24 protein-coding genes are annotated in these 24,179 nt (G+C 66.0%); 22 read left to right on the top strand and 2 right to left on the bottom strand.

Going from position 1 to position 24,179, the window contains the following annotated elements:
• From nuoG to DI526_RS18670, 18 genes are all read left to right on the top strand, one after another.
• The coding region (gene nuoG / locus DI526_RS18755; protein WP_304281116.1) for an NADH-quinone oxidoreductase subunit NuoG at window positions 1-1,802 on the top strand (1,802 nt) is incomplete at its 5' end.
• Entirely contained in the window at window positions 1,803-2,870 is a 1,068-nt protein-coding gene (nuoH, locus tag DI526_RS18750; RefSeq protein ID WP_304281122.1) for an NADH-quinone oxidoreductase subunit NuoH, read from the top strand. It begins immediately after the preceding gene.
• The gene (locus DI526_RS18745; RefSeq protein WP_304281115.1) at window positions 2,870-3,109 is read left to right on the top strand and encodes a hypothetical protein; all 240 of its coding nucleotides are present in this window, start codon (window positions 2,870-2,872) and stop codon (window positions 3,107-3,109) included. The genes nuoH and DI526_RS18745 overlap by 1 nt, the downstream gene beginning before the upstream one ends.
• Complete coding sequence (locus DI526_RS18740; RefSeq protein ID WP_304281114.1) at window positions 3,106-3,330, top strand: hypothetical protein; 225 nt, start codon at window positions 3,106-3,108, stop codon at window positions 3,328-3,330. The genes DI526_RS18745 and DI526_RS18740 overlap by 4 nt, the downstream gene beginning before the upstream one ends.
• Window positions 3,331-3,340: 10 nt before the next feature.
• The gene (gene nuoI, locus DI526_RS18735; protein WP_099535722.1) at window positions 3,341-3,832 is read left to right on the top strand and encodes an NADH-quinone oxidoreductase subunit NuoI; all 492 of its coding nucleotides are present in this window, start codon (window positions 3,341-3,343) and stop codon (window positions 3,830-3,832) included.
• A 179-nt stretch (window positions 3,833-4,011) separates the two neighbouring features.
• A complete protein-coding gene (locus tag DI526_RS18730) occupies window positions 4,012-4,629 on the top strand; it encodes an NADH-quinone oxidoreductase subunit J (protein ID WP_299015642.1) in 618 nt (205 codons plus the stop codon).
• Entirely contained in the window at window positions 4,626-4,931 is a 306-nt protein-coding gene (gene nuoK / locus DI526_RS18725; RefSeq protein ID WP_299015647.1) for an NADH-quinone oxidoreductase subunit NuoK, read from the top strand. Before DI526_RS18730 ends, nuoK begins: the two co-directional genes overlap by 4 nt.
• Before the next feature lie 8 nt (window positions 4,932-4,939).
• The gene (gene nuoL / locus DI526_RS18720; RefSeq protein ID WP_304281110.1) at window positions 4,940-7,015 is read left to right on the top strand and encodes an NADH-quinone oxidoreductase subunit L; all 2,076 of its coding nucleotides are present in this window, start codon (window positions 4,940-4,942) and stop codon (window positions 7,013-7,015) included.
• Entirely contained in the window at window positions 7,012-8,514 is a 1,503-nt protein-coding gene (locus DI526_RS18715; protein ID WP_304281108.1) for an NADH-quinone oxidoreductase subunit M, read from the top strand. Before nuoL ends, DI526_RS18715 begins: the two co-directional genes overlap by 4 nt.
• A gap of 7 nt (window positions 8,515-8,521) precedes the next feature.
• The gene (nuoN, locus tag DI526_RS18710) at window positions 8,522-9,967 is read left to right on the top strand and encodes an NADH-quinone oxidoreductase subunit NuoN (protein WP_304281107.1); all 1,446 of its coding nucleotides are present in this window, start codon (window positions 8,522-8,524) and stop codon (window positions 9,965-9,967) included.
• Between the two features lies 1 nt (window position 9,968).
• Entirely contained in the window at window positions 9,969-10,724 is a 756-nt protein-coding gene (locus DI526_RS18705) for a biotin--[acetyl-CoA-carboxylase] ligase (RefSeq protein WP_304281120.1), read from the top strand.
• On the top strand, window positions 10,721-11,506 hold the full coding sequence (locus DI526_RS18700) for a type III pantothenate kinase (protein WP_304281106.1): 786 nt from the start codon (window positions 10,721-10,723) through the stop codon (window positions 11,504-11,506). Before DI526_RS18705 ends, DI526_RS18700 begins: the two co-directional genes overlap by 4 nt.
• Window positions 11,506-13,185 (top strand): ribonuclease J, encoded by a 1,680-nt coding sequence (locus tag DI526_RS18695; RefSeq protein WP_304281105.1) that lies wholly within the window; start codon window positions 11,506-11,508, stop codon window positions 13,183-13,185. Before DI526_RS18700 ends, DI526_RS18695 begins: the two co-directional genes overlap by 1 nt.
• Window positions 13,186-13,293: 108 nt before the next feature.
• A complete protein-coding gene (mce, locus tag DI526_RS18690; RefSeq protein ID WP_304281104.1) occupies window positions 13,294-13,713 on the top strand; it encodes a methylmalonyl-CoA epimerase in 420 nt (139 codons plus the stop codon).
• A complete protein-coding gene (locus DI526_RS18685) occupies window positions 13,713-13,973 on the top strand; it encodes a DUF1467 family protein (protein WP_304281102.1) in 261 nt (86 codons plus the stop codon). The genes mce and DI526_RS18685 overlap by 1 nt, the downstream gene beginning before the upstream one ends.
• 324 nt (window positions 13,974-14,297) lie before the next feature.
• The gene (gene proS / locus DI526_RS18680; RefSeq protein WP_304281100.1) at window positions 14,298-15,629 is read left to right on the top strand and encodes a proline--tRNA ligase; all 1,332 of its coding nucleotides are present in this window, start codon (window positions 14,298-14,300) and stop codon (window positions 15,627-15,629) included.
• Entirely contained in the window at window positions 15,629-16,909 is a 1,281-nt protein-coding gene (locus DI526_RS18675; RefSeq protein WP_304281098.1) for a lipoprotein-releasing ABC transporter permease subunit, read from the top strand. Before proS ends, DI526_RS18675 begins: the two co-directional genes overlap by 1 nt.
• Complete coding sequence (locus tag DI526_RS18670) at window positions 16,902-17,648, top strand: ABC transporter ATP-binding protein (RefSeq protein ID WP_304281096.1); 747 nt, start codon at window positions 16,902-16,904, stop codon at window positions 17,646-17,648. Before DI526_RS18675 ends, DI526_RS18670 begins: the two co-directional genes overlap by 8 nt.
• Here the strand turns inward: DI526_RS18670 and DI526_RS18665 are convergent.
• A complete protein-coding gene (locus DI526_RS18665) occupies window positions 17,593-18,549 on the bottom strand; it encodes a nucleoside hydrolase (RefSeq protein WP_304281094.1) in 957 nt (318 codons plus the stop codon). The two genes, DI526_RS18670 and DI526_RS18665, sit on opposite strands and share 56 nt — an antisense overlap.
• A gap of 150 nt (window positions 18,550-18,699) precedes the next feature.
• Between DI526_RS18665 and sidA the strand changes: the two genes are divergently transcribed.
• The 3 genes from sidA (at window position 18,700) to DI526_RS18650 (ending at window position 23,032) form a co-directional block, all read left to right on the top strand.
• Window positions 18,700-18,789, top strand: a complete 90-nt coding sequence (gene sidA / locus DI526_RS18660) for a cell division inhibitor SidA (RefSeq protein ID WP_304281092.1) — start codon at window positions 18,700-18,702, stop codon at window positions 18,787-18,789.
• A gap of 23 nt (window positions 18,790-18,812) precedes the next feature.
• Window positions 18,813-22,244 (top strand): DNA polymerase III subunit alpha, encoded by a 3,432-nt coding sequence (dnaE, locus tag DI526_RS18655; protein WP_304281090.1) that lies wholly within the window; start codon window positions 18,813-18,815, stop codon window positions 22,242-22,244.
• Between the two features lie 209 nt (window positions 22,245-22,453).
• A complete protein-coding gene (locus tag DI526_RS18650) occupies window positions 22,454-23,032 on the top strand; it encodes a bifunctional 2-polyprenyl-6-hydroxyphenol methylase/3-demethylubiquinol 3-O-methyltransferase UbiG (protein WP_304281088.1) in 579 nt (192 codons plus the stop codon).
• A gap of 12 nt (window positions 23,033-23,044) precedes the next feature.
• Here the strand turns inward: DI526_RS18650 and DI526_RS18645 are convergent, their stop codons facing one another.
• The gene (locus tag DI526_RS18645) at window positions 23,045-23,695 is read right to left on the bottom strand and encodes an HAD family hydrolase (RefSeq protein ID WP_304281118.1); all 651 of its coding nucleotides are present in this window, start codon (window positions 23,693-23,695) and stop codon (window positions 23,045-23,047) included.
• 348 nt (window positions 23,696-24,043) lie between these two features.
• Here DI526_RS18645 and DI526_RS18640 point away from each other — a divergent pair.
• On the top strand, window positions 24,044-24,179 hold a 136-nt coding region (locus DI526_RS18640; protein ID WP_304281117.1), incomplete at its 3' end, for a 30S ribosomal protein S2.

Genomic DNA, 24,179 nt, shown 5'->3' with positions numbered 1-24,179 from the left:
TGGAGTTCCTGCTCATCAACCACCCGCTGGACTGCCCGATCTGCGACCAGGGCGGCGAGTGCGACCTGCAGGACCAGGCCATGGGCTATGGCCGCGACGACAGCCGCTACGAAGAGAACAAGCGCGCGGTCGAAGAAAAGGCCATGGGCCCGCTGATCAAGACCGTGATGACGCGCTGCATCCAGTGCACGCGCTGCGTCCGCTTCATCACCGAGGTCGCCGGCTCGCCGGAAATCGGTCTGATCTCGCGCGGCGAAGACGTTGAAATCACGACCTATCTGGGCGCGGCGGTGACGTCGGAGCTCAGCGCCAACGTTATCGACCTGTGCCCGGTCGGCGCCCTGACCAGCAAGCCCTACGCCTTCGAAGCCCGCCCGTGGGAGCTGAAGAAGACCGAAAGTGTCGACGTGATGGACGCTCTGGGCTCGTCGATCCGCGTCGACGCCCGCGGCAACGCGGTGCTCCGCGTGCTGCCGCGCGTCAACGACGACGTCAACGAAGAGTGGATTTCGGACAAGACCCGCTACGCGGTCGACGGCCTGCAGCGTCAGCGCCTGGACCGTCCGTACGTGCGCGGCGCCGACGGCAAGCTGAAGCCGGCGACCTGGGCCGAGGCCTTCGCGATCGTCGCCAGCAAGATCAAGGCGGCTGCTCCAGAGCGCATCGGCGTGATCGCCGGCGACCTGCAGGACGCCGAAAGCCTGAAGGCCACCAAGGACCTCTTCACCGCCCTGGGCGTGAAGAACCTCGACAGCCGCCAGGACGGCTCGGCGCTGGGCGTGGGCCCACGGGAAGGCTGGCTGTTCAATTCGACGATCGCGGGCATCGAGAACGCCGACGTCGTGCTGTTCGTCGGCGCCAATCCGCGCCTCGAGGCCCCGGTCCTGAACGCCCGCTTCCGCAAGCAGTGGATCGCCGGCAAGACCCGCTTTGGCGTGATCGGCGAACAAGCCGACCTGACCTTCGGCTACGACTATCTGGGCGCCGGCGCCCAGACGTTGTCGGGCCTGGCCAAGAGCAAGAACGACTTCGTCGCCGCCCTGAAAGCCGCCGAGCGTCCCGCCATCATCATCGGCCAGGGCGCCCTTGCCCGCGTCGACGGCGCGGCGATCCTCAAGGCCGCCGCCGGGCTCGCCAAGACCATGAAGGTCGTTCGCGACGGCTGGAACGGCTGGAACGTCCTGCACACCGCCGCCGCTCGTGTGGCCGGCCTCGACATGGGCTTCGTCCCGGCCGAGGGCGGCCTGTCGACCGCCGACATGCTGAAGCCTGGCGCTCTGGACGTCCTGTTCCTGCTGGGCGCCGACGAGTGCGAGACCGCCGCCACGGGCGCCTTCAAGGTCTACCTCGGCACGCACGGCGACGCCGGCGCGCACAAGGCCGACGTGATCCTGCCGGGCGCGGCCTACACCGAGAAGAACGGCCTCTACGTGAACCTCGAAGGCCGCGTGCAGCAAGGCAAGCGCGCCGTGTTCCCGAAGGGCGAGGCCAAGGAAGACTGGTCGATCCTGCGGGCGCTGTCCGAAGTGCTCGGCCACAAGCTGCCTTATGACAGCCTGGACCAGCTGCGCGCCAAGCTGTTCGCCGACCACCCGACCTTCGGCCAGATCGACTACGCGCCGGGCTCGGTCGCCACGTCGTTCGACGTCGGGGCCCTGGGCGGCGCGGGCGAGGTCTCGGACGCGCCGTTCGAGAGCCCGATCAAGGCCTTCCACCTGACCAACCCCATCGCGCGCGCCAGCGTGACCATGGCCGAATGCGCGGCCGTGGCGTCCGGCGCCGCCAAGATCGCTGCGGAGTAAATCGTGGACTCGACCAATCCGCTTCTCTGGTTTGGCCTGACGACCGGCGGCATCCTGCTGGTCGTGATCTGGGTTCTCTTGAGCCTGGCCTTCCTGCTGCTGGCCGACCGCAAGATCTGGGCCGGGGTCCAGATGCGCAAGGGCCCCAACGTGGTGGGTCCCTTCGGCCTGCTGCAGTCCTTCGCCGACTTCTTCAAGTTCGTGCTGAAGGAAATCGTGGTCCCCGCCGGCGCCGACAAGATCGTGTTCCTGCTGGCCCCGCTGATCAGCCTGATCCTTGGCTTTGTCGGTTGGGCTGTGGTGCCGTTCGCGCCGGGCTGGGTCGTCTCCAACCTCAACGTCGGCATTCTCTACCTGCTGGCGATGAGCTCGCTGGGCGTCTACGGCATCATCATGGGCGGCTGGGCTTCGAACTCGAAGTATCCGTTCCTGGGCGCGCTGCGCTCTGCGGCGCAGATGGTGTCTTATGAAGTCTCGATCGGCCTGATCATCATCACGGTGATCCTGCTGGCGGGTTCGATGAACCTGTCGACCATCGTCGAGAAGCAGTCGGGCTGGATCTGGAACTGGAACGTGTTCGGCGGCGGCGGCCTCAAGAACATCATCCTGTTGCCGATCATGGTCGTGGCGATGGGCATGTTCTACATCTCTGGTCTCGCCGAGACGAACCGTCCGCCGTTCGACCTGCCGGAAGCCGAATCCGAACTCGTGGCCGGCTATCAGGTCGAGTACAGCTCGACCCCGTACCTGCTGTTCATGGTGGCCGAATATTCGAACATCGTCCTGATGTGCGCCATGATCAGCGTGCTGTTCTTCGGCGGCTGGAACCCGGGCTTCCCGATCGGCTTCACCGCCGGCTGGCCGCCCTTCCTGGTCAACCTGCTGCTGGCCTTGGTGTTCTACGCCAAGATCGTCTTCTGGTTCTTCATGTTCGCCATGGCGAAGGCCATCGTGCCCCGCTACCGCTACGACCAGCTGATGCGCCTGGGCTGGAAGGTGTTCCTGCCGACGTCGCTGGTGCTGGTCGCCGCGGTCGCCGCCTGGCGCGTGTTCGGTCCGGGCGCCTGATGCGCCGTAGCGCGCTGATCGCCCTGGGTCTGAGCGGCCTGACCTTGACGGCCTGCCAGGCCGTCTCGGCGCCGGACCGCTCCTATTCCCTGGGCGACGGGGTCGTCAGCTATGACGATCTGCGGCGCGCGGGCGAGAAGTGCAAGGCTGACGGCGGGGTCATCCAGTCCAAGCAGGACGGCGGTGATCCGGCCCAGTTGTCGAACTACACCTGCGTCATTCCCCGGGCGGGGAAATGAGGCGGGCTGTCCTCGGGATCGCGATGGTCGGCCTGCTGGCCGGCTGTTCGACCTGGGGGCCGAATATTCCGCGACCGCCGCAGCGGACGCTGGAGGACAAGGTGGAGGCGCGCCGCAAGGAAGACGCCAAGACCAGCAAGTGCGTCCTCGAGCAGGCCCTGCGAAGGCAGCAGAAAGAACAGGGCAGGGACGTCCGTCCCTTCCCTAAGGAAAAGTGTTAGGAGAGCTCTGGTGTTCCAGCGCATCACACAGGCGGCCAAGGGCGCGGCCCTTCTGGACTTCGCGGGCGCCTTCGGCCTCGCCATGAAGTATCTGGTCGCGCCAAAGAAGACCGTGATCTATCCGAACGAGCGTGGCCCGCAGTCGCCCCGCTTCCGCGGCGAACACGCCCTGCGTCGCTATCCGTCGGGTGAAGAGCGCTGCATCGCCTGCAAGCTTTGCGAAGCCGTCTGCCCGGCCCAGGCCATCACGATCGAGGCCGAGCCTCGCGAGGACGGCAGCCGCCGCACGACCCGTTACGACATCGACATGGTCAAGTGCATCTACTGCGGTCTGTGCCAGGAGGCCTGCCCGGTGGACGCCATCGTGGAAGGTCCGAACATCGAGTTCGCGACCGAGACCCGCGAAGAGCTCTACTACGACAAGGAACGTCTTCTCGATAACGGCGACCGCTGGGAGCGCCTGATCGCGAAGAATCTGGAGTTGGACGCGCCCTACCGCTAAAGACGGGGCGATTCCGGGGGAGCTTGATAGCCGAAAGTGGTTTGCGGTTTCGGCGGCCATCAAGCTCAAGCTAGACAAACCGGAATTTCCCGGCTCCTAGAGCCGGAAAATTCCACGGGGCGTTGCGCCGTAAGGCGTCGCGCCATTGGACTTTAAGTTTTCAGGGGAGCCCTGGGCCGATGCCCTTGCAGGCGATCGCATTCTATCTTCTGGCTTTCGTGACCATCGCGGCGGGTCTTCTCGTCGTGTCGGCCCGAAACCCGGTGCACTCGGTGCTCTTCCTGATCACCGCCTTCTTCTCGGCCGCCGGACTCTTCGTCCTCCTGGGCGCGGAGTTCCTCGCGATGCTGCTGATCGTCGTCTATGTGGGCGCGGTGGCGGTGCTGTTCCTGTTCGTCGTCATGATGCTGGACGTAGACTTTGCGGCGCTTCGCCAGGGCTTCGCCCAGTACCTGCCGATCGGCGGTCTGGTCGGCGGGATCCTGACGCTGGAGATGATCTTCGTCGCGGCGACCGTGGCGAGCAACGGCGCGGCGGCCAAGAACGCTCTGCCGAACGCCTCGCCGGGTGGCGTCCCGAACACCGAGGTGATCGGTCGCGTGCTCTACACTGACTACATCTTCTTCTTCCAACTGGCGGGCCTGGTGCTGCTGGTCGCCATGATCGGCGCCATCGTCCTGACCCTGCGCCACAAGCCGGGCGTCAAGCGCCAGGACATCGGCAAGCAGGTCGCCCGAACGCCCAAGACCGGCATGACGCTGGTTCAGATCAAGCCGGGTGAGGGGATCTCCGAATGATCGGCCTTCCGCACTATCTCGTCGTCGCCGCGATCCTGTTCACGATCGGCGTCTTCGGCATCTTCGTGAACCGCAAGAACATCATCGTCATCCTGATGTCGATCGAGCTGATCCTGCTCGCGGTGAACGTGAACCTCGTAGCGTTCTCGGCCTATCTGCACGATGTGGCGGGCCAGATCTTCGCCCTGTTCGTGCTGACCGTGGCCGCCGCCGAGGCGGCCGTGGGCCTGGCCATCCTCGTCACCTTCTTCCGCAACCGCGGCGACATCGCGGTTGACGACGCCAGCATGATGAAGGGCTAAGCGACGTCATGCAGACGCTTGTCACCATTCTCGTTTTCGCGCCGATCATCGCCGCGGCCATCGCCGGCCTGTTCGGCCGCCGCATTGGCGACGTCGCCTCGCAGTCGGTCACGACCGGCGCCCTGATCCTGTCCTGCGCGCTGTCCTGGTACACGTTCAGCCAGTGGACCTGGGGCCACATGGAGGCCTTCACGGTCAACCTGCTGCCGTTCATCCACATCGGCGACTTCCAGGCCAACTGGTCGATCCGCATCGACGCCCTGTCGGCGACCATGCTGATCGTGGTCACGACGGTCTCGGCCCTCGTGCACATCTATTCATGGGGCTACATGGCCGAGGACGACAGCAAGCCGCGCTTCTTCGCGTACCTGTCGCTGTTCACCTTCGCCATGCTGTCGCTGGTCACCGCCGCTGACTTCATGCAGCTGTTCTTCGGCTGGGAAGGCGTGGGCCTGGCCTCGTACCTGCTGATCGGCTTCTGGTACAAGAAGCCGTCGGCAAGCGCCGCCGCCATCAAGGCCTTCGTGGTCAACCGCGTCGGCGACTTCGGCTTTGCTCTCGGCATCATGACGACCTACTGGGCGTTCGGCACGATCCAGTTCGCCGAGCTGTTCCCGATGATCGCCAGCCACGCCGGCAAGACCTGGGAATTCGCCGGCCACACCTGGCCGCTGATGGATATCGCCTGCTTCCTGCTGTTCATCGGCGCGATGGGCAAGTCGGCGCAGTTCTTCCTGCACACCTGGCTGCCGGACGCCATGGAAGGCCCGACCCCGGTGTCGGCCCTGATTCACGCGGCCACCATGGTGACCGCCGGCGTCTACATGCTGTGCCTGCTGTCGCCGATGTTCGAATATGCGCCCGTCGCCAAGAACATCGTCACGGTCATCGGCGCGGTGACGGCCCTGTTCGCCGCCACGGTCGGCCTGACCCAGAACGACATCAAGCGCGTGATCGCCTACTCGACCTGCTCGCAGCTGGGCTACATGTTCTTCGCGGCCGGCGTCGGCGCCTATCAGGCGGCCATGTTCCACCTGTTCACGCACGCCTTCTTCAAGGCCCTGCTGTTCCTGGGCGCCGGTTCGGTGATCCATGGCATGCACCACGAGCAGGACATGCGTCGTTACGGCGCCCTGGCCAAGCTGCTGCCGATCACCTTCATCGCCATGACCATCGGCACGATCGCCATCACGGGCCTCGGCTTCCCGCCGCTGCACCTGGGCTTCGCCGGCTTCTATTCGAAGGACACCATCATCGAGGCGGCCTTCGCGGCCGGCGGTCACAATTCGATCGCCATGTTCGCCTGGGTTATCGGCGTGCTGGTGGCGGGTCTGACCTCGTTCTACTCGTGGCGCCTGGCCTTCTTCACCTTCAACGGCAAGGCGCGCTGGGGTCATGACGACCATGCGCACGACGCTCATGGCCACGATGCGCACGGTCACGATGCTCATGGCCACGACGCTCATGCTCATGACGACCACGCGCACGACGATCATGGCCATGGCCACGACCACAAGCCGCACGAGAGCCCGGCGGTCATGCTGTTCCCGCTGGTCGTGCTGTCGATCGGCGCGATCGTCGCCGGCTTCGTGTTTAACGGCTACTTCGTGGGCCACGAGCAGGCAGAGTTCTGGCGCGGCGCGATCTTCACCGCTCCGAGCAACCAGGTGCTGCACCACGCGCACGAGGTGGCCGAGTGGGTGAAGTGGAGCCCGCTGATCGCTTCGCTGATCGGCCTGCTGATCGCGGTCTATGTCTACCTGATCAAGGGCGACGAGCGCCTGGGCCTGAAGCTGGCCGAGCGCAAGGGTCCGCTGTACGTCTTCTTCTACAACAAGTGGTTCTTCGACGAGCTGTACCAAGCCACCTTCGTGCGCGCGGCCAAGTTCCTCGGCGACATGTTCTGGAAGGGCGGCGACCAGAAGATCATCGACGGCCTGGGCCCGGATGGCGTCAGCCACGTCTCGTATGAGGTGGGCAAGCGCACCGGCAAGTTGCAGACCGGCTATCTCTACCACTACGCGTTTGTCATGCTGCTCGGCGTCGCCGGCCTGCTGACCTTCGCCCTGTACGCCTTCCGTTGAGGGGGACGGAGCTAATGAGCGGCCTTCTCAGCCTTACGACCTTCGCGCCCATCATCGGCGTCGCGGTGATCCTCGCCGCGCGCGCCCTGAATGGCGCCGGTGAAAAGACCGACACCCTGGCCAAGTGGATCGCGCTCGTGACCACCCTGGTCACGTTCGGCCTGTCGATCGTCCTGACCGTCCAGTTCGACCCGAAGAACCCCGGCTTCCAGTTCGTGGAAGACTTCGCCTGGTTCGCCGGCCTGCATTACCGCATGGGCGTCGACGGCATCTCGGTGCTGTTCGTCCTGCTGACCGCGTTCCTGCTGCCGATCTGCATCATCGCCAGCTGGAAGTCGGTCGAGAAGCGCGTCGTCGAGTACCTGATCGCCTTCCTGGTCCTCGAGACCCTGGTGATCGGCGTGTTCGCCGCGCTGGATCTCGTGCTGTTCTACCTGTTCTTCGAGTTCGGCCTGGTCCCGATGTTCCTGATCATCGGCATCTGGGGCGGCAAGCGTCGGGTGTACGCGGCCTACAAGTTCTTCCTCTATACGCTGCTCGGCTCGGTGCTGATGCTGGCCGCCATTCTGGCGATGATCAGCATCTCGGGCACCTCGTCGATCCCGGCGCTGATGACCTTCAAGTTCGCGCCGTGGCTGCAGACCTGGCTGTGGCTGGCCTTCTTCGCCTCGTTCGCGGTGAAGATGCCGATGTGGCCGGTGCACACCTGGCTGCCGGACGCCCACGTGGAAGCGCCGACGGCCGGTTCGGTCATCCTGGCGGGCATCCTGCTGAAGATGGGCGGCTACGGCTTCATGCGCTTCAGCCTGCCGATGTTCCCGAACGCCTCCGAGCTGTTCCAGCCGCTGGTGTTCGCGATGTCGGCCATCGCCATCGTCTACACCTCGCTGGTCGCCTTCCGTCAGACCGACATCAAGAAGCTGATCGCCTATTCGTCGGTCGCCCACATGGGCTTCGTGACCATGGGCATCTTCTCGGGCAACGCCGCCGGCGAGCAGGGCGCCCTGTTCCAGATGCTGAGCCACGGGGTGATCTCCGGCGCGCTCTTCCTCTGCGTCGGCGTCGTCTACGACCGCATGCACACCCGCGAGATCGCCTTCTACGGCGGCCTGACCAACCGTATGCCGCACTACGCCTTCGTGTTCCTGCTGTTCACGATGGGCAATGTGGGCCTGCCGGGCACCTCGGGCTTCGTCGGTGAAATCCTGACCATGACCGGTGTCTACAAGGCCTCGACCTGGACGGCGCTGGTGGCGGCCACCGGCGTGATCCTGTCGGCCATGTACGCCCTGACGCTGTACCGTCGGGTCATGTACGGCGAGATCACCAATCCCGAGCTGAAGACCATCGCGGATCTGGACGCTCGCGAGATCCTGCTGTTCGTCCCGCTCATCATCATGACCCTGGTGCTGGGCATCTATCCCAATCTTGTGTTCAACCTGACCGCGTCTTCCGTCGACGCGTTGGTCGGCGCCTGGCGCGCCGCCCTGGGCGGGTGAGGGGCCTATGACGTTTTTCGCCAACTTCTCGCTCGTGCTGCCTGAGATCGTTCTCGCGATCGCGGCGCTCGTCCTGCTGGTCGCCGGCGCCTTCCGGGGCAAGGTCGGCGCGATCTTCACCCTCGCGGCCGTCGCCGCGCTGGTGGCGGCGGCCGCCACGGCGGTCCTCGGCCCGCACGGCCGCGCCTTCGGCGGCGTCTACGCGGCCGACGCCGCGGCGACCTACGCCAAGGTGGCCATCTATCTCTCGAGCGCCGTGGCCGTCGTGCTCGGCGACCGCTGGCTGGCCCAGCGCGGCGACCAGAAGTTCGAGTTCGCCGTTCTGGTGATCCTGGCCGCCGTCGGCATGGGCGTCACCGCCTCGGCCGGCGACCTGATCAGCCTCTATGTCGGCGTCGAGCTGCAGTCGCTGGCCCTGTACGTGCTGGCCGCCATGCGCCGCGACGACGCCAAGTCGTCGGAAGCGGGCCTGAAGTACTTCGTGCTGGGCGCGCTGTCGTCGGGCCTGCTGCTGTACGGCAGCTCGCTGATCTACGGCTTCACCGGCTCGACCCACTTCAGCCAGATCGCCCTGGCCGCCGCCCATGGCGGTACGCACGGCGTGGGCCTGCTGTTCGGTCTCGTGTTCCTGATCTGCGGTCTGGCGTTCAAGGTCTCGGCCGCGCCGTTCCACATGTGGACGCCAGACGTCTATGAAGGCGCCCCGACGCCGGTCGTCGGCTTCTTCGCCGCCGCGCCGAAGCTGGCCGCCATGATGATGTTCGCCCGCGTGCTGGGGGACGCCTTCCCGGGCTCGGTCGACAAGTGGCGCCAGATCCTGGTCATCGCGGCCCTGGCCTCGGTCTTCGTCGGCGCCTTCGCCGGCCTGGCCCAGACCAACCTCAAGCGCCTGTGGGCCTATTCCTCGATCGCCAATGTCGGTTACGCCCTGCTGGGCGTCGCGGCGGGCGGCGAGGTGGGCCTGCAGTCGATGCTGCTGTTCATGACCCTCTACATGGTCGACGTCACCGGCTTCTTCGCCTGCCTGCAGGCCCTGAATCGTGACGGCAAGCCCATGGAGACGATCGAGGACATGGCGGGCCTGATCAAGGAACGCCCGGGCGTCGCCATCGCCATGACGGCCTTCTCGCTGTCGGCCCTGGGCCTGCCGCCGTTCTCGGGCTTCTGGTCGAAGTACTATGTGTTCAAGGCTGCCCTGGGCACGGGCGACGTGATGCTGCAGTGGGCCGCCGTCCTCGGCCTGGTCGGTTCGGTCGTCGCGGCGTTCTATTACCTGCGCCTGATCAAATCGATGTGGTTCGACGCGCCGGCCGGCGCGGTTGACGCGCCGTCGCCCTCGGCGCGCGCCGTCGGCTACGCCGCCGCGATCTTCTCGTTCCCGATCGTGCTGGTGGCCCTGGTGTGGCTGGATCCGGCCGCCAAGGCCGCCGCGGCCGCCTTTGGTCACGCGTGACGTGACGGGCGCCGCGCCCGTCATCGTTCCGCCCATTGTGGTTCTAGGGGAGATCGACTCCACCAACGCCGAGGCCCGTCGTCGGGCCGAGGCGGGCGAGGCCGGCCCCGTGTGGCTGGTCGGCCTCCGCCAGACCGCCGGTCGAGGCCGTCGCGGTCGGCCCTGGGAGACCGGCGAGGGCAATCTCGCCGCCACGCTGCTCTTCCGCACCGACAAGCCACCGGCCGAGGCCGCCCAGGTCTCGTTTGTCGCCGCCTTGGCGGTCGCTGACATGCTGGCCAAGTACGTGCCGGCGTCCCTCGTCAGCCTGAAGTGGCCCAATGACCCCTTGCTGGGCGGTCTCAAGGTCAGCGGTATCCTGATCGAGTCCGGGGCCTCGCCGTTGGGCGGGCTTTGGCTCGCCGTTGGGATCGGCGTGAACCTCAAGCGCAAGCCAATCGACTCCGAGCGGCCGGCGACCTCGATCGCCACGTACAGCGAGACCCTTCCACCGGCGCCGACTGAAGCCATCGCAGTGCTGGCAGAGGCGTTCTGCCGCTGGTTCGGCGTGTGGAACATGCTGGGCTTTCCCGCCATCGCAGACGCGTGGACCGCCCGCGCCCACGGTCTCGGCGAGCCCTGCGTCGCCCGGCTAGGTACCGAGACGGTCGACGGGATCGCCGAAGGGCTGGACGCCGATGGCGCGCTGAGGCTCCTTCTGCCCGACGGTGAGTTGCGGCGGATCACCGCCGGCGACGTGTTTTTCGGAGGCGCTTGATGCTGCTGGCCATCGAACAGGGCAACACCAACACCATGTTCGCGATCCACGACGGCCAATCGTGGGTGGCCCAGTGGCGCTCGGCGACCGAGAGCACACGTACCGCCGACGAGTACGTGGTCTGGCTCTCACAGTTGCTGTCGATGCAGGGCCTGGGCTTCCGCGCCATCGACGCGGTGATCATCTCCAGCGTCGTGCCGCAGTCGATCTTCAACCTGCGCAACCTGTCGCGGCGCTATTTCAACGTCGAGCCGCTGGTGATCGGCGAGAACGCCAGGCTGGGCATCGACATCCGGATCGAGAAGCCGTCCGAGGCCGGCGCCGACCGCCTGGTCAACGCCATCGGGGCGGCCATGGTCTATCCGGGGCCGCTGATCGTGATCGACAGCGGCACGGCGACCACCTTCGACATCGTGGCGGCGGACGGCGCTTTCGAGGGCGGGATCATCTCGCCGGGCATCAATCTTTCGATGCAAGCGCTGCACGAAGCAGCGGCCAAGCTGCCTCGGATCGCCATCCAGCGCCCCGCCGGTAACAGGATCGTGGGCACGGATACCGTGTCGGCCATGCAATCGGGCGTGTTCTGGGGCTATATCTCGCTGATCGAGGGCCTCGTCTCGCGCATCAAGGCCGAGCGCGGCGAACCCATGACCGTAATCGCCACCGGCGGCGTCGCCTCGCTCTTCGAGGGCTCCACCGACAGCATCGACCACTTCGACCCCGATCTGACGATCCGGGGGCTCCTAGAAATCTACCGCCGAAACACCATTTCCGAGACCTGATGAAAAAATCCAAAGACGACGAACTCGTCTTCCTGCCGCTTGGCGGGTCGAATGAGATCGGTATGAACTTCAACCTGTACGGCTTTGGGCCGGCGCACGATCGCAAATGGATCGTGGTCGACCTGGGCGTGACGTTCGGCGACCAGACGACGCCCGGCGTCGAGATCATCCTGCCCGATCCCGAGTTCATCGAGCCCTATGCCGACGATATCCTCGGCATCGTCCTGACCCACGCGCACGAAGATCACCTGGGCGCCGTGCACTGGCTGTGGCCTCGCCTGAAGGCGCCCGTGTTTGCCACGCCGTTCACGGCCTTCCTGCTGCGCGAGAAGCTGCGCGACGCGGGGATCCTCGATGAGGTGCCGATCACCGAGATCCCGCTGGGCGGAACCTTCGAGCTCGGCCCGTTCTCGCTGGAGCTGATCACCCTGACGCACTCGATCCCCGAGCCGAACGGCTTGGCGATCAAGACGCCGCTGGGCACGATCCTGCACACCGGCGACTGGAAGATCGATCCGGAGCCTCAGCTGGGCGCGCCGACCGATGACGCTGCTCTTCGCCGCCTCGGCGACGAGGGCGTGTTGGCCATGGTCTGCGATAGCACCAACGTCTTCGTCGAAGGCGAGGCGGGTTCGGAGGCCGACGTCCGCGAGGCGCTCGGGAACCTGATCAGGAGCCTGAAGGGCAAGATCGCCGTCGCCTGCTTCGCCTCGAACGTGGCGCGCATGGACACCGTGATCCGCGCCGCCCAGGCTTGCGGCCGCAAGGTCTGCCTGGCCGGCCGCTCGATGCACCGCATGGCCGCCGCAGCGCGGTCGGTGGGTCTGCTCGAGGGTATCGAGCCGTTCATCAATGACGACCAGGCCAAGCACTTGCCGGAGGATCAGGTCCTGTTCCTCTGCACCGGCAGCCAGGGCGAGGCCCGGGCGGCCTTGTCGCGGATCGCCGACGGCAGCCACCCGCATGTGAAGCTTGGCGCGGGCGATCATGTGATCTTCAGCTCGCGGGTGATCCCGGGCAATGAGATCCCGATCCGCAACCTGCAGAACAAGCTGGCCGATCGCGGCGTGCGCCTGCACACCGAGCGCGATACGCCGGGCATCCACGTCTCGGGCCACCCGTGCCGGGAAGAGTTGCGTCAGATGTACCAGTGGGTGCGTCCGCAAATCGCCGTGCCGACCCACGGCGAGCGCCGCCACCTGATCGAGCACGCCGCCTTCGCCAAGGACTTGCAGGTCCCGCAGGCGGTCAGCCCGCGTAATGGCGACATGGTCCGCCTGGCGCCCGGCAAGCCGGAGATCATCGACGAGGTGCCGGCTGGCCGGCTCTACGTCGATGGCGGCGTCGTGACGCCAGAGAATGGCGAGGCGCTGCGCGAGCGCCGTCACGCCGCGTTCAACGGGATGCTGGCGGTGTCGATCGTGCTGGATGGTCGCAACAAGATCGTTTCGGGCCCGCAGGTCCGCGGCATCGGCCTGACCGGCGACGACGAATACTCGCTGGACGACGCGCTGGACGATCTCTGCGAAGAGGCCGAGACCGCCTACAAGAAGCTGGACGGCGACGCGCGCGAGATCGACGAGACGATCGAGGGCGCCATCTCCCGGGCGGTCAAGAAGGCCGCGTTCCGCATCTGGGAACGCAAGCCGGTCGTCGAGACCACCGTCCTGCGGATCTGACGAGAAGCGCCGCCGTGAAATCGCCGCGGCGGCGCGCTCTTTTCGCGCTGCAACACTGGTGGTAGGCCATTGGGCAACAACCAGAAAAGCAGCGGGAGTTCTCTCAAGATGATCGGCAAGCTCAACCACGTGGGCGTCGCGACCCCGTCCATCGACGAGTCGGTGAAGATGTATCGCGAGTTGCTCGGCGCCACCTCGGTCACCGACAAGTGGGCGATGCCGGAGCAGGGGGTCTGGGTCTGCTTCGTCAACCTGCCGAACAGCCAGATCGAGCTGATCGAGCCCTATGGCGAAAAGTCGCCGATCCACGGCTTCCTCGCCAAAAACCCCAAGGGCGGCCAGCACCACATCTGCTTTGAGGTGGAGAACATCTACGAAGCCCGTGACTCCCTGGTCGCCAAGGGCGCGACTGTGCTGGGCGAACCCCGCATCGGCGCCCACGGCACCCTGATCGTCTTCGTTCATCCCAAGGACATGGGCGGCCTTCTGGTCGAGCTCATGGAGACTCCCAAGGAGGCGCATCACTGATGAGCCCGATCACTTGGTTCGCGATCTACCTGACCATTTGGTGGACGGTGTTGTTCGCCGTCCTGCCGCTGGGCTCGCGCAGCTTCCACGAGGCGGGCGTCTCGCCGCCGCCGGGCGTCGATCCCGGCGCGCCGATCAACCCGAATCTGAAGCGCAAGTTCATCACCACCACCTGGGTGTCGGCGGTCGTCTTCACCCTGTTCTTCCTCACCGTGCACTTTCATTTGGTGAAGCTTCCGGACCTGCCGGCCGCCGCGTGACGTGCGGTTGCACAAGGCTTGGGCGAGCGGCGAGCAATTTGCCGCCATTCGCCCAAGCCTTGGGCGAATGGGCTCAATGTGAGCGCTTCCCGTGGATGGCTGTGCCCCAACAAATGTTCGGGCGGTAATGTCACTTCAGGAGATCGGCCTCGCCGGTCTCGCTCTGTGGCGTCTTCCCCGACGATGACTTCGAAAAGGCCGCGCGGCGATCCGCGCGGCCTCTCTTTTTTCCCGGCGGAGCCATAGTTTAGCCTCGCGCGTTGCCAAGCTGTCGCATGAGGGGCTATCTCGGGCGCTTCTCGAATTCCCGGAGTTTCGAAGCTGATGCGCTTGTCGCGCTATTTCCTGCCGGTGCTGAAGGAAGCGCCGTCCGACGCCCAGATCGTTTCGCACCAGCTGATGCTCCGCGCCGGCATGATCCGCCAAGAGGCGGCGGGCATCTACGCCTGGCTGCCGCTGGGCCTGCGCGTCCTCAACAAGATCGAGCAGATCGTCCGCGAGGAAATGGATCGCGCCGGCGCCATCGAACTCCTGATGCCGACCATCCAGCTGGCCGACCTGTGGCGCGAAAGCGGTCGCTATGACGACTACGGCGACGAGATGCTGCGCATCACCGACCGGCACAAGCGCGAACTGCTGTTCGGTCCCACGGCCGAAGAAGTCGTCACCGACATCTTCCGCGCCTCGATCAAGAGCTACAAGGATCTCCCGAAGAACCTCTACAACATCCAGTGGAAGTTCCGGGACGAGCGTCGTCCGCGCTTTGGCGTGATGCGCGGCCGCGAGTTCTTCATGAAGGACGCCTACAGCTTCGATCTCGACGCCGACGGCGCGCGCAAGTCCTACAACCGCATGTTCGTGGCCTATCTGAACCTGTTCGCGCGGATGGGCCTGAAGGCCGTGCCGATGCGCGCCGACACCGGTCCGATCGGCGGCGACCTATCTCACGAGTTCATCGTCCTGGCCGAGACCGGCGAAAGCGCCGTGTTCTGCCACAAGGATCTCGTGGAGATGCCCGCGCCCGGTCCGGACCTCGACTGGATCAACGGCGACCTGCAGCCGATCGTGAACCAGCGCACGGCGCTCTACGCCGCGACCGAGGAAATGCACGACGAGGCGGCCTTCAACGCTCTCCCAGAGGGCGACCGTTTGTCGGCACGCGGAATCGAGGTCGGCCACATCTTCTCGTTCGGCACGAAGTACTCCGAGCCGATGAAGGCGACGGTCCAGGGCCCCGACGGCCAGCAGGTCCCGGTGCAGATGGGCAGCTACGGCGTCGGTGTCTCGCGTCTGCTGGGCGCGATCATCGAGGCCAGCCACGACGAGGGCGGCATCATCTGGCCGGAAAGCGTCGCGCCGTTCGACGTCGGCATCGTCAACATGCGCCAGGGCGACGCCGCCTGCGACGCGGCCTGCGAGACCGCCTACAACGCGCTGAAGGCCGCCGGCCGCGACGTGCTCTACGACGACACCGACGCCCGCGGCGGCGCCAAGTTCGCGACCATGGACCTGATCGGTCTGCCCTGGCAGCTGATCGTCGGTCCGAAGGGCATCGCCGAGGGCGTGGTCGAGATCAAGAACCGCAAGACCGGCGAGCGCCACACCGCCTCGCTGGAGTCTGTTCTTGACGGCCTGACCAAGAGCAAGACCGCCTGATGCCAGACGCCCGCGCCGCCGGTCCCTTCAGCCGCTGGGAGCGCTCGGTCGCTCGCCGGTATCTGTTCGCCAAGCGCAAGAACGGCGGCGTGGCGCTGATCTCGATCATCTCGTTCTGCGCGGTGATGCTGGCGGTCTTCGCCCTCATCACCGTGATGAGCGTCATGAACGGCTTTCGGGCCGAACTGCTGGGCCGAATCCTGGGCTTCAATGGGCATCTCTACGCCCAGTCGCCGTTGATCAACGGTCCGGACCGCGACACGATCATCCGTCGCATCAAGGCCGCGCCGGGCGTGATCCAGGCCGCGCCGATGGTCGAGGCCCAGGCCATGGTGATCGGCCCGACCCAGGTGACCGGCGCCATCGTGCGCGGCGTGACGACCTCCGACTTGCGGCACATGTCGTTGATCGCGGGCAACATCAAGCAGGGCTCGCTCGCCGGTTTCGGCCACGGCGAGTACGGCGGCGACACGGTGCTGATCGGCGACCGCATGGCCCAGAGCCTGGGCGTGCGCCCCGGCGACGCCATCACGCTGATCTCGCCGTCCGGTCCCGCCACGGCGTTCGGCAGCTCGACGCGCGAAAAGAACTACATCGTCGGCGGGATTTTCAGCGTCGGCATGAGCCAGTTCGACGAGGCGTTCGTCTATATGCCGCTGGAGCAGGCCCAGCTGTTCTTCGGCCGCGACACCTCGGTCGACTATGTCGAGATCAAGGTCGACGATCCCGACAAGGCCATCGACTACAAGCACGCCGTCGAGGTCGCCAGCGGTCCCGGAGCGCTGGTCCAGGACTGGGTCGAGAAGAACCAGAGCTACTTCAACGCCCTGCAGGTCGAGCGCAAGGTGATGCGGCTGATCCTGTTCTGCATCGTCGCCATCGCCACGCTGAACATCATCTCCAGCCTCGTCATGCTGGTGAAGAACAAGGGCAAGGACATCGCCATCCTGCGGACCATGGGCGCGGGGCAGGGCGCGATCCTGCGGATCTTCCTGATGGCCGGCGCCTCGATCGGCATCGCGGGCACGCTCAGCGGCCTCGCCCTCGGCGCCTTGTTCTGCACCTACATCACGCCGATCCAGAACTTCGTCGAATGGGCCACCGGCACCGCGGTGTTCAGCGCCGATGTCTACATGCTCTCGCACATCCCGGCGAAGATCGACTGGGTCGAGGTCGCGGGCATCGTTACGGCCTCGGCCTTGATGAGCCTGCTGGCGACCCTGCCGCCCGCCTGGCGCGCCTCGCGCCTCGATCCGGTGGAGGCCCTTCGCTATGAGTGATCCGATCCTATCGCTGCGCGGGGTCGAGCGCGTCTACAAGACCGAGGCCGGCGCGCTGCCGGTGCTTCGCGGCGTCGATCTCGATGTCTATCCCGGCGAGGTCGTCGGACTGATCGGTCCCTCCGGCTCAGGCAAGTCGTCGCTACTGCACTCGGCCGGGCTGCTGGAGCATCCGGACGCTGGCGCGGTAACGCTGGAGGGGCGTGATTGCACCAAGCTCTCGGAGCGGATCCGCACGCGCGTTCGCCTGGGTACGGTGGGCTTCGTCTACCAGTTCCACCACCTGCTGCCGGAGTTCACGGCCTTGGAGAACGTGGCCCTGCCGCTCTCGATCGCGGGCAAGAGCCAGCGCGAAGCCGAGGCGCGGGCGAAGGAACTGCTGGAAGGCCTTGGCCTGGGCCATCGCCTCGACCACCAGCCAGCGCAGATGTCGGGCGGTGAGCAGCAGCGCGTGGCGATCGCACGCGCCCTGGCCAATCGTCCCAAGCTGCTGCTGGCCGACGAGCCGACCGGCAATCTCGATCCGGCGACCTCCGCCGCCGTGTTTCAGTCCCTGTACGAGGTCGCGCGCCAGGAAGGCGTCGCCGCCCTGATCGCCACGCACAACATGGAGCTGGCGCGCTACATGGATCGGGTGCTGGCGTTGAAGGACGGCCACCTCGAGGCGCAGACCTTCGAGGCCGCTAGAGCAGAGCCTGCTTCATCGCGGCGAAGAAACCCGCCTGGTCGATGCTCTTGATAACCCTCGCGTTTGGCGGGCGCCGCTTCAGCGCCGGATCGGCGACCTCGATGTCGGGCAGGATCGCGTGCGAGACGCTCAGATAGCCGCGCGTCAGCTCGCCCATCGTCTCGACATCGACCACGCAGTCTTCGCTCTCGAGGATCAGGCTCTCGTCCAGAGCGACGGCGCAGGTCAGGGCGTCGGGATGCAGACTGCCGTCCAAACCTTCGGTTTCACGGGCGAAGGCGAGCGAGGCGCGGTTCACGTCGGTGAAGAACTGGGCCTTTGGCGTGCCCAGGGCTTCCAGTTCGGCGAGTTGAGCGCTTGTGAACAGACCGTCCCGCAGCGTCTCGGTCCAGGTGACGATCGACATGGCGAAGCCGGCGTTGACGACGATCTTCGCCGCCTCCGGATCGACATAGAAATTGTACTCGGCCGCCGGGGTGACGTTGCCGACGCCGTTGTCCGTGCCGCCCATGATCCAGAGGTGCTTCAGCGCCTTGGCGATCCGAGGTTCGCGCAGGTAGGCCAGCGCGATGTTGGTCAGCGGCGCCTGGGCGATCAGAGTGATCTCGCCAGGCGCGTCCATGATCCGCCGGACAAGTTCGTCGACCGCGTGTCCCTCCGCCGGCCGTTGCGCGGTCTTGGGGAAGCCGCTGTCGCTCATGCCGTCGTGGCCGAAGACATAGGCCGCGTCGAGTGGCGCGCGGGTGAAGGGGCGCTCGGCGCCCAGATAGACCGGTACGCCGGCCTTGCCGCAGCGTTCGAGCGTCACCAGGGCGTTCTCGGCGTGCTGGACGAAGCCCACATTGCCATGGGCGATGGTGATGGCCTCGACCTCCACGCCGGGGCGCGTCAGGGCGAGCATCAGCGAGAACACGTCGTCGCCGGCGGTGTCTGTGTCGATGATCAAGCGCATGGCGACGGTTTGGCGCGATCCGCGCGCGTTGACCAGAGCGCATGCGCTGAGACGTCGTTCGCGAGAAAATCCGCCAGCCGCCTCAGGAACATCTTGTGAACAGAACAAAACCGGAATATGGAACAAAACAAGAAATCTGTGGAGGTTCCGATGATCCGTGTGGCGCGTGAGTCTTTGGCCCTTGTTTCCGTCGCCGGCTTCGTCTGGATGATGTGCTTGGTCGCCCAGCTGGTGGCCTGAGTCGTGTAGGCGGAGGATCGGTCATGGCGGACGGGGAGGCAGACGGTTTCGTCCACCTGCGGGTCCGCTCGGCCTACTCGCTGCTGGAAGGCGCGATCAAGGCTGACCAGATCGGCAAGCTGGCGGCCGCGGCGGGCATGCCGGCGGCGGGCCTGGCCGACCGCGCAAACCTGTTCGGGGCGCTCGAATACTCATCCTACGCCAAGGACGCCGGCGTCCAGCCGATCATCGGTTGCGCCATTCCTGTGACCGGCATTGGCGGCGGGCCCACCGAGCGTTGGGCCCGGGCCCCGACCGTGATGCTGCTGGCCCAGAACGAGCAGGGCTATCTCAATCTCTCCGAGCTTTCGTCGATCGCCTATCTCGACAGCGCCGAGCTGCCCGAGCCGATCGTGCCCTGGGCCAAGGTCGCTGAGTACAGCGACGGCCTGATCCTGCTGTCGGGCGGCACGGATGGCCCCGTCGACGCCCTGTTCGCTGCGGGCAAGACCGCCGAGGCGTCGGCGGCTCTGGCCGAGATGCACCGGGTCTTCGGCGACCGCTTCTATGTCGAGTTGCAGCGCCACGGTTTGCCTAAACAGGCGGCGGCTGAGCCCGGCCTAGTGAACTGGGCCTATGAGAACGACGTGCCGCTGGTCGCCACCAACGACGTCTATTTCGCCAAGCCGCAGTTCTATGAAGCGCACGACGCGCTGCTTTGCATCGCCGACGGCGCCTTCGTCGGTCAGGACGAGCGCCGCCGCGTGACGTCCGAACACTGGTTCAAGCCGCCGGCTGACATGCGCAAGCTGTTCGCCGACCTGCCGGAAGCCTGCGACAACACCCTCGATATCGCCCGCCGCTGCGCCTTCATGGTGCACAAGCGCGCGCCCATCCTGCCTAGCTTCCCGACCGGCGATGGCCGCAACGAGGCCGAGGAGCTGCGTCACCAGGCGCGCGAGGGCCTGAAGATGCGCCTCGACGGGCTGACGCTGTCGGCGCCCGAGGAGGACTACTGGAAGCGCCTCGAGTTCGAGCTCGACATCATCGAGAAGATGGGCTTCCCCGGCTACTTCCTGATCGTGTCGGACTTCATCAAGTGGGGTAAGGCCCACGGTATCCCGGTCGGTCCGGGGCGGGGCTCGGGCGCCGGCTCGCTGGTCGCCTGGGTGCTGACCATCACCGACCTCGATCCGCTGCGCTTTGGCCTGCTGTTCGAGCGCTTCCTCAATCCCGAACGGGTTTCGATGCCCGACTTCGACGTCGACTTCTGCCAGGAGCGACGCGAAGAGGTGATCTCCTACGTGCAGGAGAAGTACGGTCGCGATCGCGTGGCCCAGATCATCACCTTCGGCTCGCTTCAGGCCCGCGCTGTGCTGCGCGATGTCGGCCGCGTGATGCAGCTGCCCCTGGGTCTGGTCGACCGCCTCTGCAAGATGGTCCCCAACAACCCGGCCGCGCCGGTGACCCTGGCCCAGGCGATCGACATCGAGCCGCGCCTCAAGCAAGCCCGCGACGAGGATCCGAACGTCGCCAACTGCCTGAACGTCGCGTTGCAACTGGAAGGCCTGTTCCGCAACGCCTCGACCCACGCCGCCGGCGTGGTGATCGGCGACCGGCCGCTGACCCAGCTGACGCCGCTCTACAAGGATCCGCGCTCGGACCTGCCCGCCACCCAGTTCAACATGAAGTGGGTCGAGAGCGCCGGCCTGGTGAAGTTCGACTTCCTGGGCCTGAAGACCCTGACGGTGCTGGACCGCGCGGTGAAGCACCTGAAGAAGCGTGGCTTCGAGATCGATCTGGGCAAGCTGCCCTTCGACGACGCCAAGACCTACGAGCTGCTCGCCTCCGGCCAGACGGTCGGCGTGTTCCAGCTTGAAAGCCAGGGCATGCGCGACACCCTGCGCAAGATGCGCTGCGGCTCGATCGAGGAGATCACGGCGCTGATCTCGCTGTATCGACCCGGCCCGATGGACAACATCGACACCTTCGTCGACTGCAAGTTCGGCCGCAAGCCTGTCGACACCCTGCACCCGTCGCTGGAAGGGGTGCTGAAAGAGACCTACGGCGTCATCGTCTACCAGGAACAGGTGATGCAGATCGCCCAGATCCTGGCGGGCTACAGCCTGGGCGAGGCCGATCTTCTGCGCCGCGCCATGGGTAAGAAGAAGAAGGAGGAGATGGATCTCCAGAAGATCCGTTTCGTCTCGGGCGCCAAGGAAAAGAACGTTCCCGAAGAGCAATCGGGCTCGATCTTCGAACTGGTGGCCAAGTTCGCCGGCTACGGTTTCAACAAGTCGCACGCCGCCGCCTACGCCTTCATCTCGTACCAGACTGCGTGGCTGAAGGCGAACACACCGGTCGAGTTCTTCGCCGCGTCGATGAGCCTCGACCTGTCCAACACCGACAAGCTGGCCGTCTTCCACCAGGACGCCCGCCGCTTCGGGATCACGGTGCGAGCGCCGGACGTGAACCGCTCGGGCGCCGACTTCGAAGTCGAGAACGGCGAGGTGCTGTATGCCTTAGGCGCCATCCGCAATGTCGGCCTGGACGCCATGAAGCATTTAGTGGCGGTGCGCGACGAAGGCGGGCCGTTCCGCGACATCTTCGATTTCGTCGAGCGGATCGACCCGCGCCAAGTGAACAAGCGGGCGATCGAAAACCTGGCGCGAGCCGGAGCCTTCGACTCGTTCCACAAGAATCGCGCCCAGATCGTGGCCTCGGCCGACGTGCTGATCGCCCACGCCCAGAGCTGCCACGCCGACCGCCAAGGGGGGCAGGGCGGCCTGTTCGGCTCGGATCCCGGGGCTGGTCGTCCGCGTCTCGCCAAGACCGAGAACTGGAATCAGGTCGACCTGCTGGACGAGGAGCTTTCGGCCGTCGGCTTCTATCTCACAGGTCACCCGCTGGAGGACATGGTCGGCATGCTGCGCCGGCGGCGCACGGCCATGCTGGCCGAGGCCATGGTCCAGGCGGAAGCCGGCATGGAGGCCTTTCGGATGTGCGGCATGGTCCGCCGCCGCCAGGAACGCGCCTCGCAAAGCGGCGAAAAATTCGCCTTCGTCTCGCTGTCGGACCCGACCGGCGAATATGAGGTATTGTTCCCGCCGGAGTCGCTGCGCAAGTGCCGCGACGTGCTGGAGCCGGGCAAGGCGGTGGCCATCAAGGTCCGCGCCAAGGCCCGCGACGGCGAGGTGCGCTTCTTCGGCGACGACGCCGAGCCGATCGAGAAGGCCATCGAGAATGTGGTCGCAGGGCTGCGCGTGCACTTGTCGCCCTCGGCGGCCGAGATCGATGCGCTCAAGCGCCGGCTTGATCCCGCACAGAGCCCGAAGGGGGGCGAGGTCACCTTCGTCGCCGCGATCGGCGGCGGGCGGGAGATCGAGCTGCGGCTGCCTGGGCGCTACAGCCTCGACGCGGCCCTGCGGGGGGCGTTGAAGACCGCGCCCGGCGTGGCGCTGCTGGAGGGCGTGTAGGAATACATTCCTATTCTTGAGCGCGATTCTCGGGTGACTCACGGTGCGTGGAGACCAGCGTCGGGCGTTCGGTTACGTGTAAGGTGCTGTCGGACGGTCGCGCTTGTGGCCGACAGCTGTCAGCGATGACGTTTCTATCGCGGAGGCTCAAGATCACCGTGATACCGACCTCCTCCGCGGATGCAGAGATCGCCTACGACCGGCCGACCTTGCGGTTCTACGCCGATCAAGCTTCGGTCTACGCGGCGAACGCGCGCAGCGCGCCAAGCCGGAATCTGGACGCGTTTTTGAAGCGCTTGCCGTCTGGAGCCCGGGTTCTGGAACTGGGATGTGGCGACGGGCGCGATAGCGAGGCGATGCTTGCGCAAGGCTTCGATGTCGATGCGACGGACGGCGTCGCGGCCATGGCAACTCAGGCCGAGGCAAGGCTTGGGCGATCGGTTCGGGTCATGCGGTTCGACGAACTGGACGAGGAACAGGCCTATGACGGGGTTTGGGCCAACGCCAGCTTGTTGCACGCTCCAATCCCAGCGCTTCCGGGCGTCCTTGAGCGCATATTCCGAGCCTTGAAACCGGGCGGATTTCACGCCGCCAGCTACAAGCTTGGCGAGGGCGAGGGGCGCGATGAGCTGGGGCGCTATTTCAATTTTCTATCGGGGGAGGCGCTGCAGGCGGCTTATCGCCAGTCGGCGGCCTGGGAGATCCTGTCTCTGCAGCGCCAGGTCGGCGGAGATTATGCAGGCGGTCGGAGGCCCTGGGGCGCCATCACCGTGCGTAGGCCCGGCTGATATCCGTCGCTCTCACCAGGCCGCGGCGCGACCGTTCAGCAAGCCCGCCCGGAACAGCCGCCGCTCGGCCGCCTTGCCGCCCTTGACGATCACGGGCTTGTCGGCGGCGCGCAGGATCGGCAGGTCGTCCAGGCTGTCGGTATAGGCATAGGCCCAGCGGGCGCCATGGCCGGCTTCCGCCAAGGCCTGGCACTTGCGCTGGTTGCGGCAGTGGATGTTGGCGATCCAGCCGCCGAGGCCGGGCTTCAGGGAGGTGCCCAGCACATCGACATTTCGCCCCAGGGTGCGAAGCAGGGCGTTGGCCAGGCAGGTGGGCGCGGCGGTGACCACAACGACGCGGTCGCCGGCGGCGACGTGGTTATCCAGCGCCGCCAGGGCTTGCGATTTCCAGGAGAGGCTGCAGCGCTTGTCGACAAAAGTCCGGGCGAAGTCGTCGCACGACTCCAGCAGTTGCTGTTCCGAGAGGCCGGCCGTCGCGATCCATAGCAGGATCGAAGCGCCAGCGCGGCGGGTGAAGGGAAGGGCGACCATGGGGACAGCCAAGGGCGCGACGGTCAGGGTCGCCAACATCCGCAGCGGCGAGCGCTTGGCGCGCTCCCACAGCCACAACGCCGTCGAGTCGCCGTTCAGCAGCGTGCCGTCCATATCGAACACCGCGAGCATGGCCATGTCCCTGTCTCACTCTTCTGTATTGAGCCACGGCGACATGGTGGATTTGCGACAGCGTCCCAGGTCCCTGTGGACAGGAACGCCCACGCCGCGGGCTTCTTGTCCTCAGGACGACGTCGGCGCGCGACCGCCTCAAGGCGCCCGCGACGATATTTTACCGCGGCTGAGGCGACGCCCAGGCTTGCTTTTTCGTTCTGTAGCGACTATTTGCGCGGCCATTCCACACGTGGACGTTCGGCCGCACCGGGGAGACATCCCGGCGTCGCCGTTCCGGTCCCGCTCCAGAATGGTCTGGAACGGGGGTGTCCACGGAGGTTCAACCGGAAAAAGGATAAAGGCCCGATGGCTCTTCCCGAATTCTCCATGCGTCAGCTCCTTGAAGCCGGCGCCCACTTCGGTCACCAGACGCACCGCTGGAACCCGAAGATGGACCGCTACATCTTCGGTTCGCGCTCGAACATCCACATCATCGACCTGT

This window comes from Caulobacter segnis (genome assembly GCF_003243465.1).
GTDB lineage: Bacteria > Pseudomonadota > Alphaproteobacteria > Caulobacterales > Caulobacteraceae > Caulobacter > Caulobacter segnis_A.
Note: the sequence above shows the minus strand (reverse complement) of the source record. Positions and strands in the feature narration are given on the sequence as shown.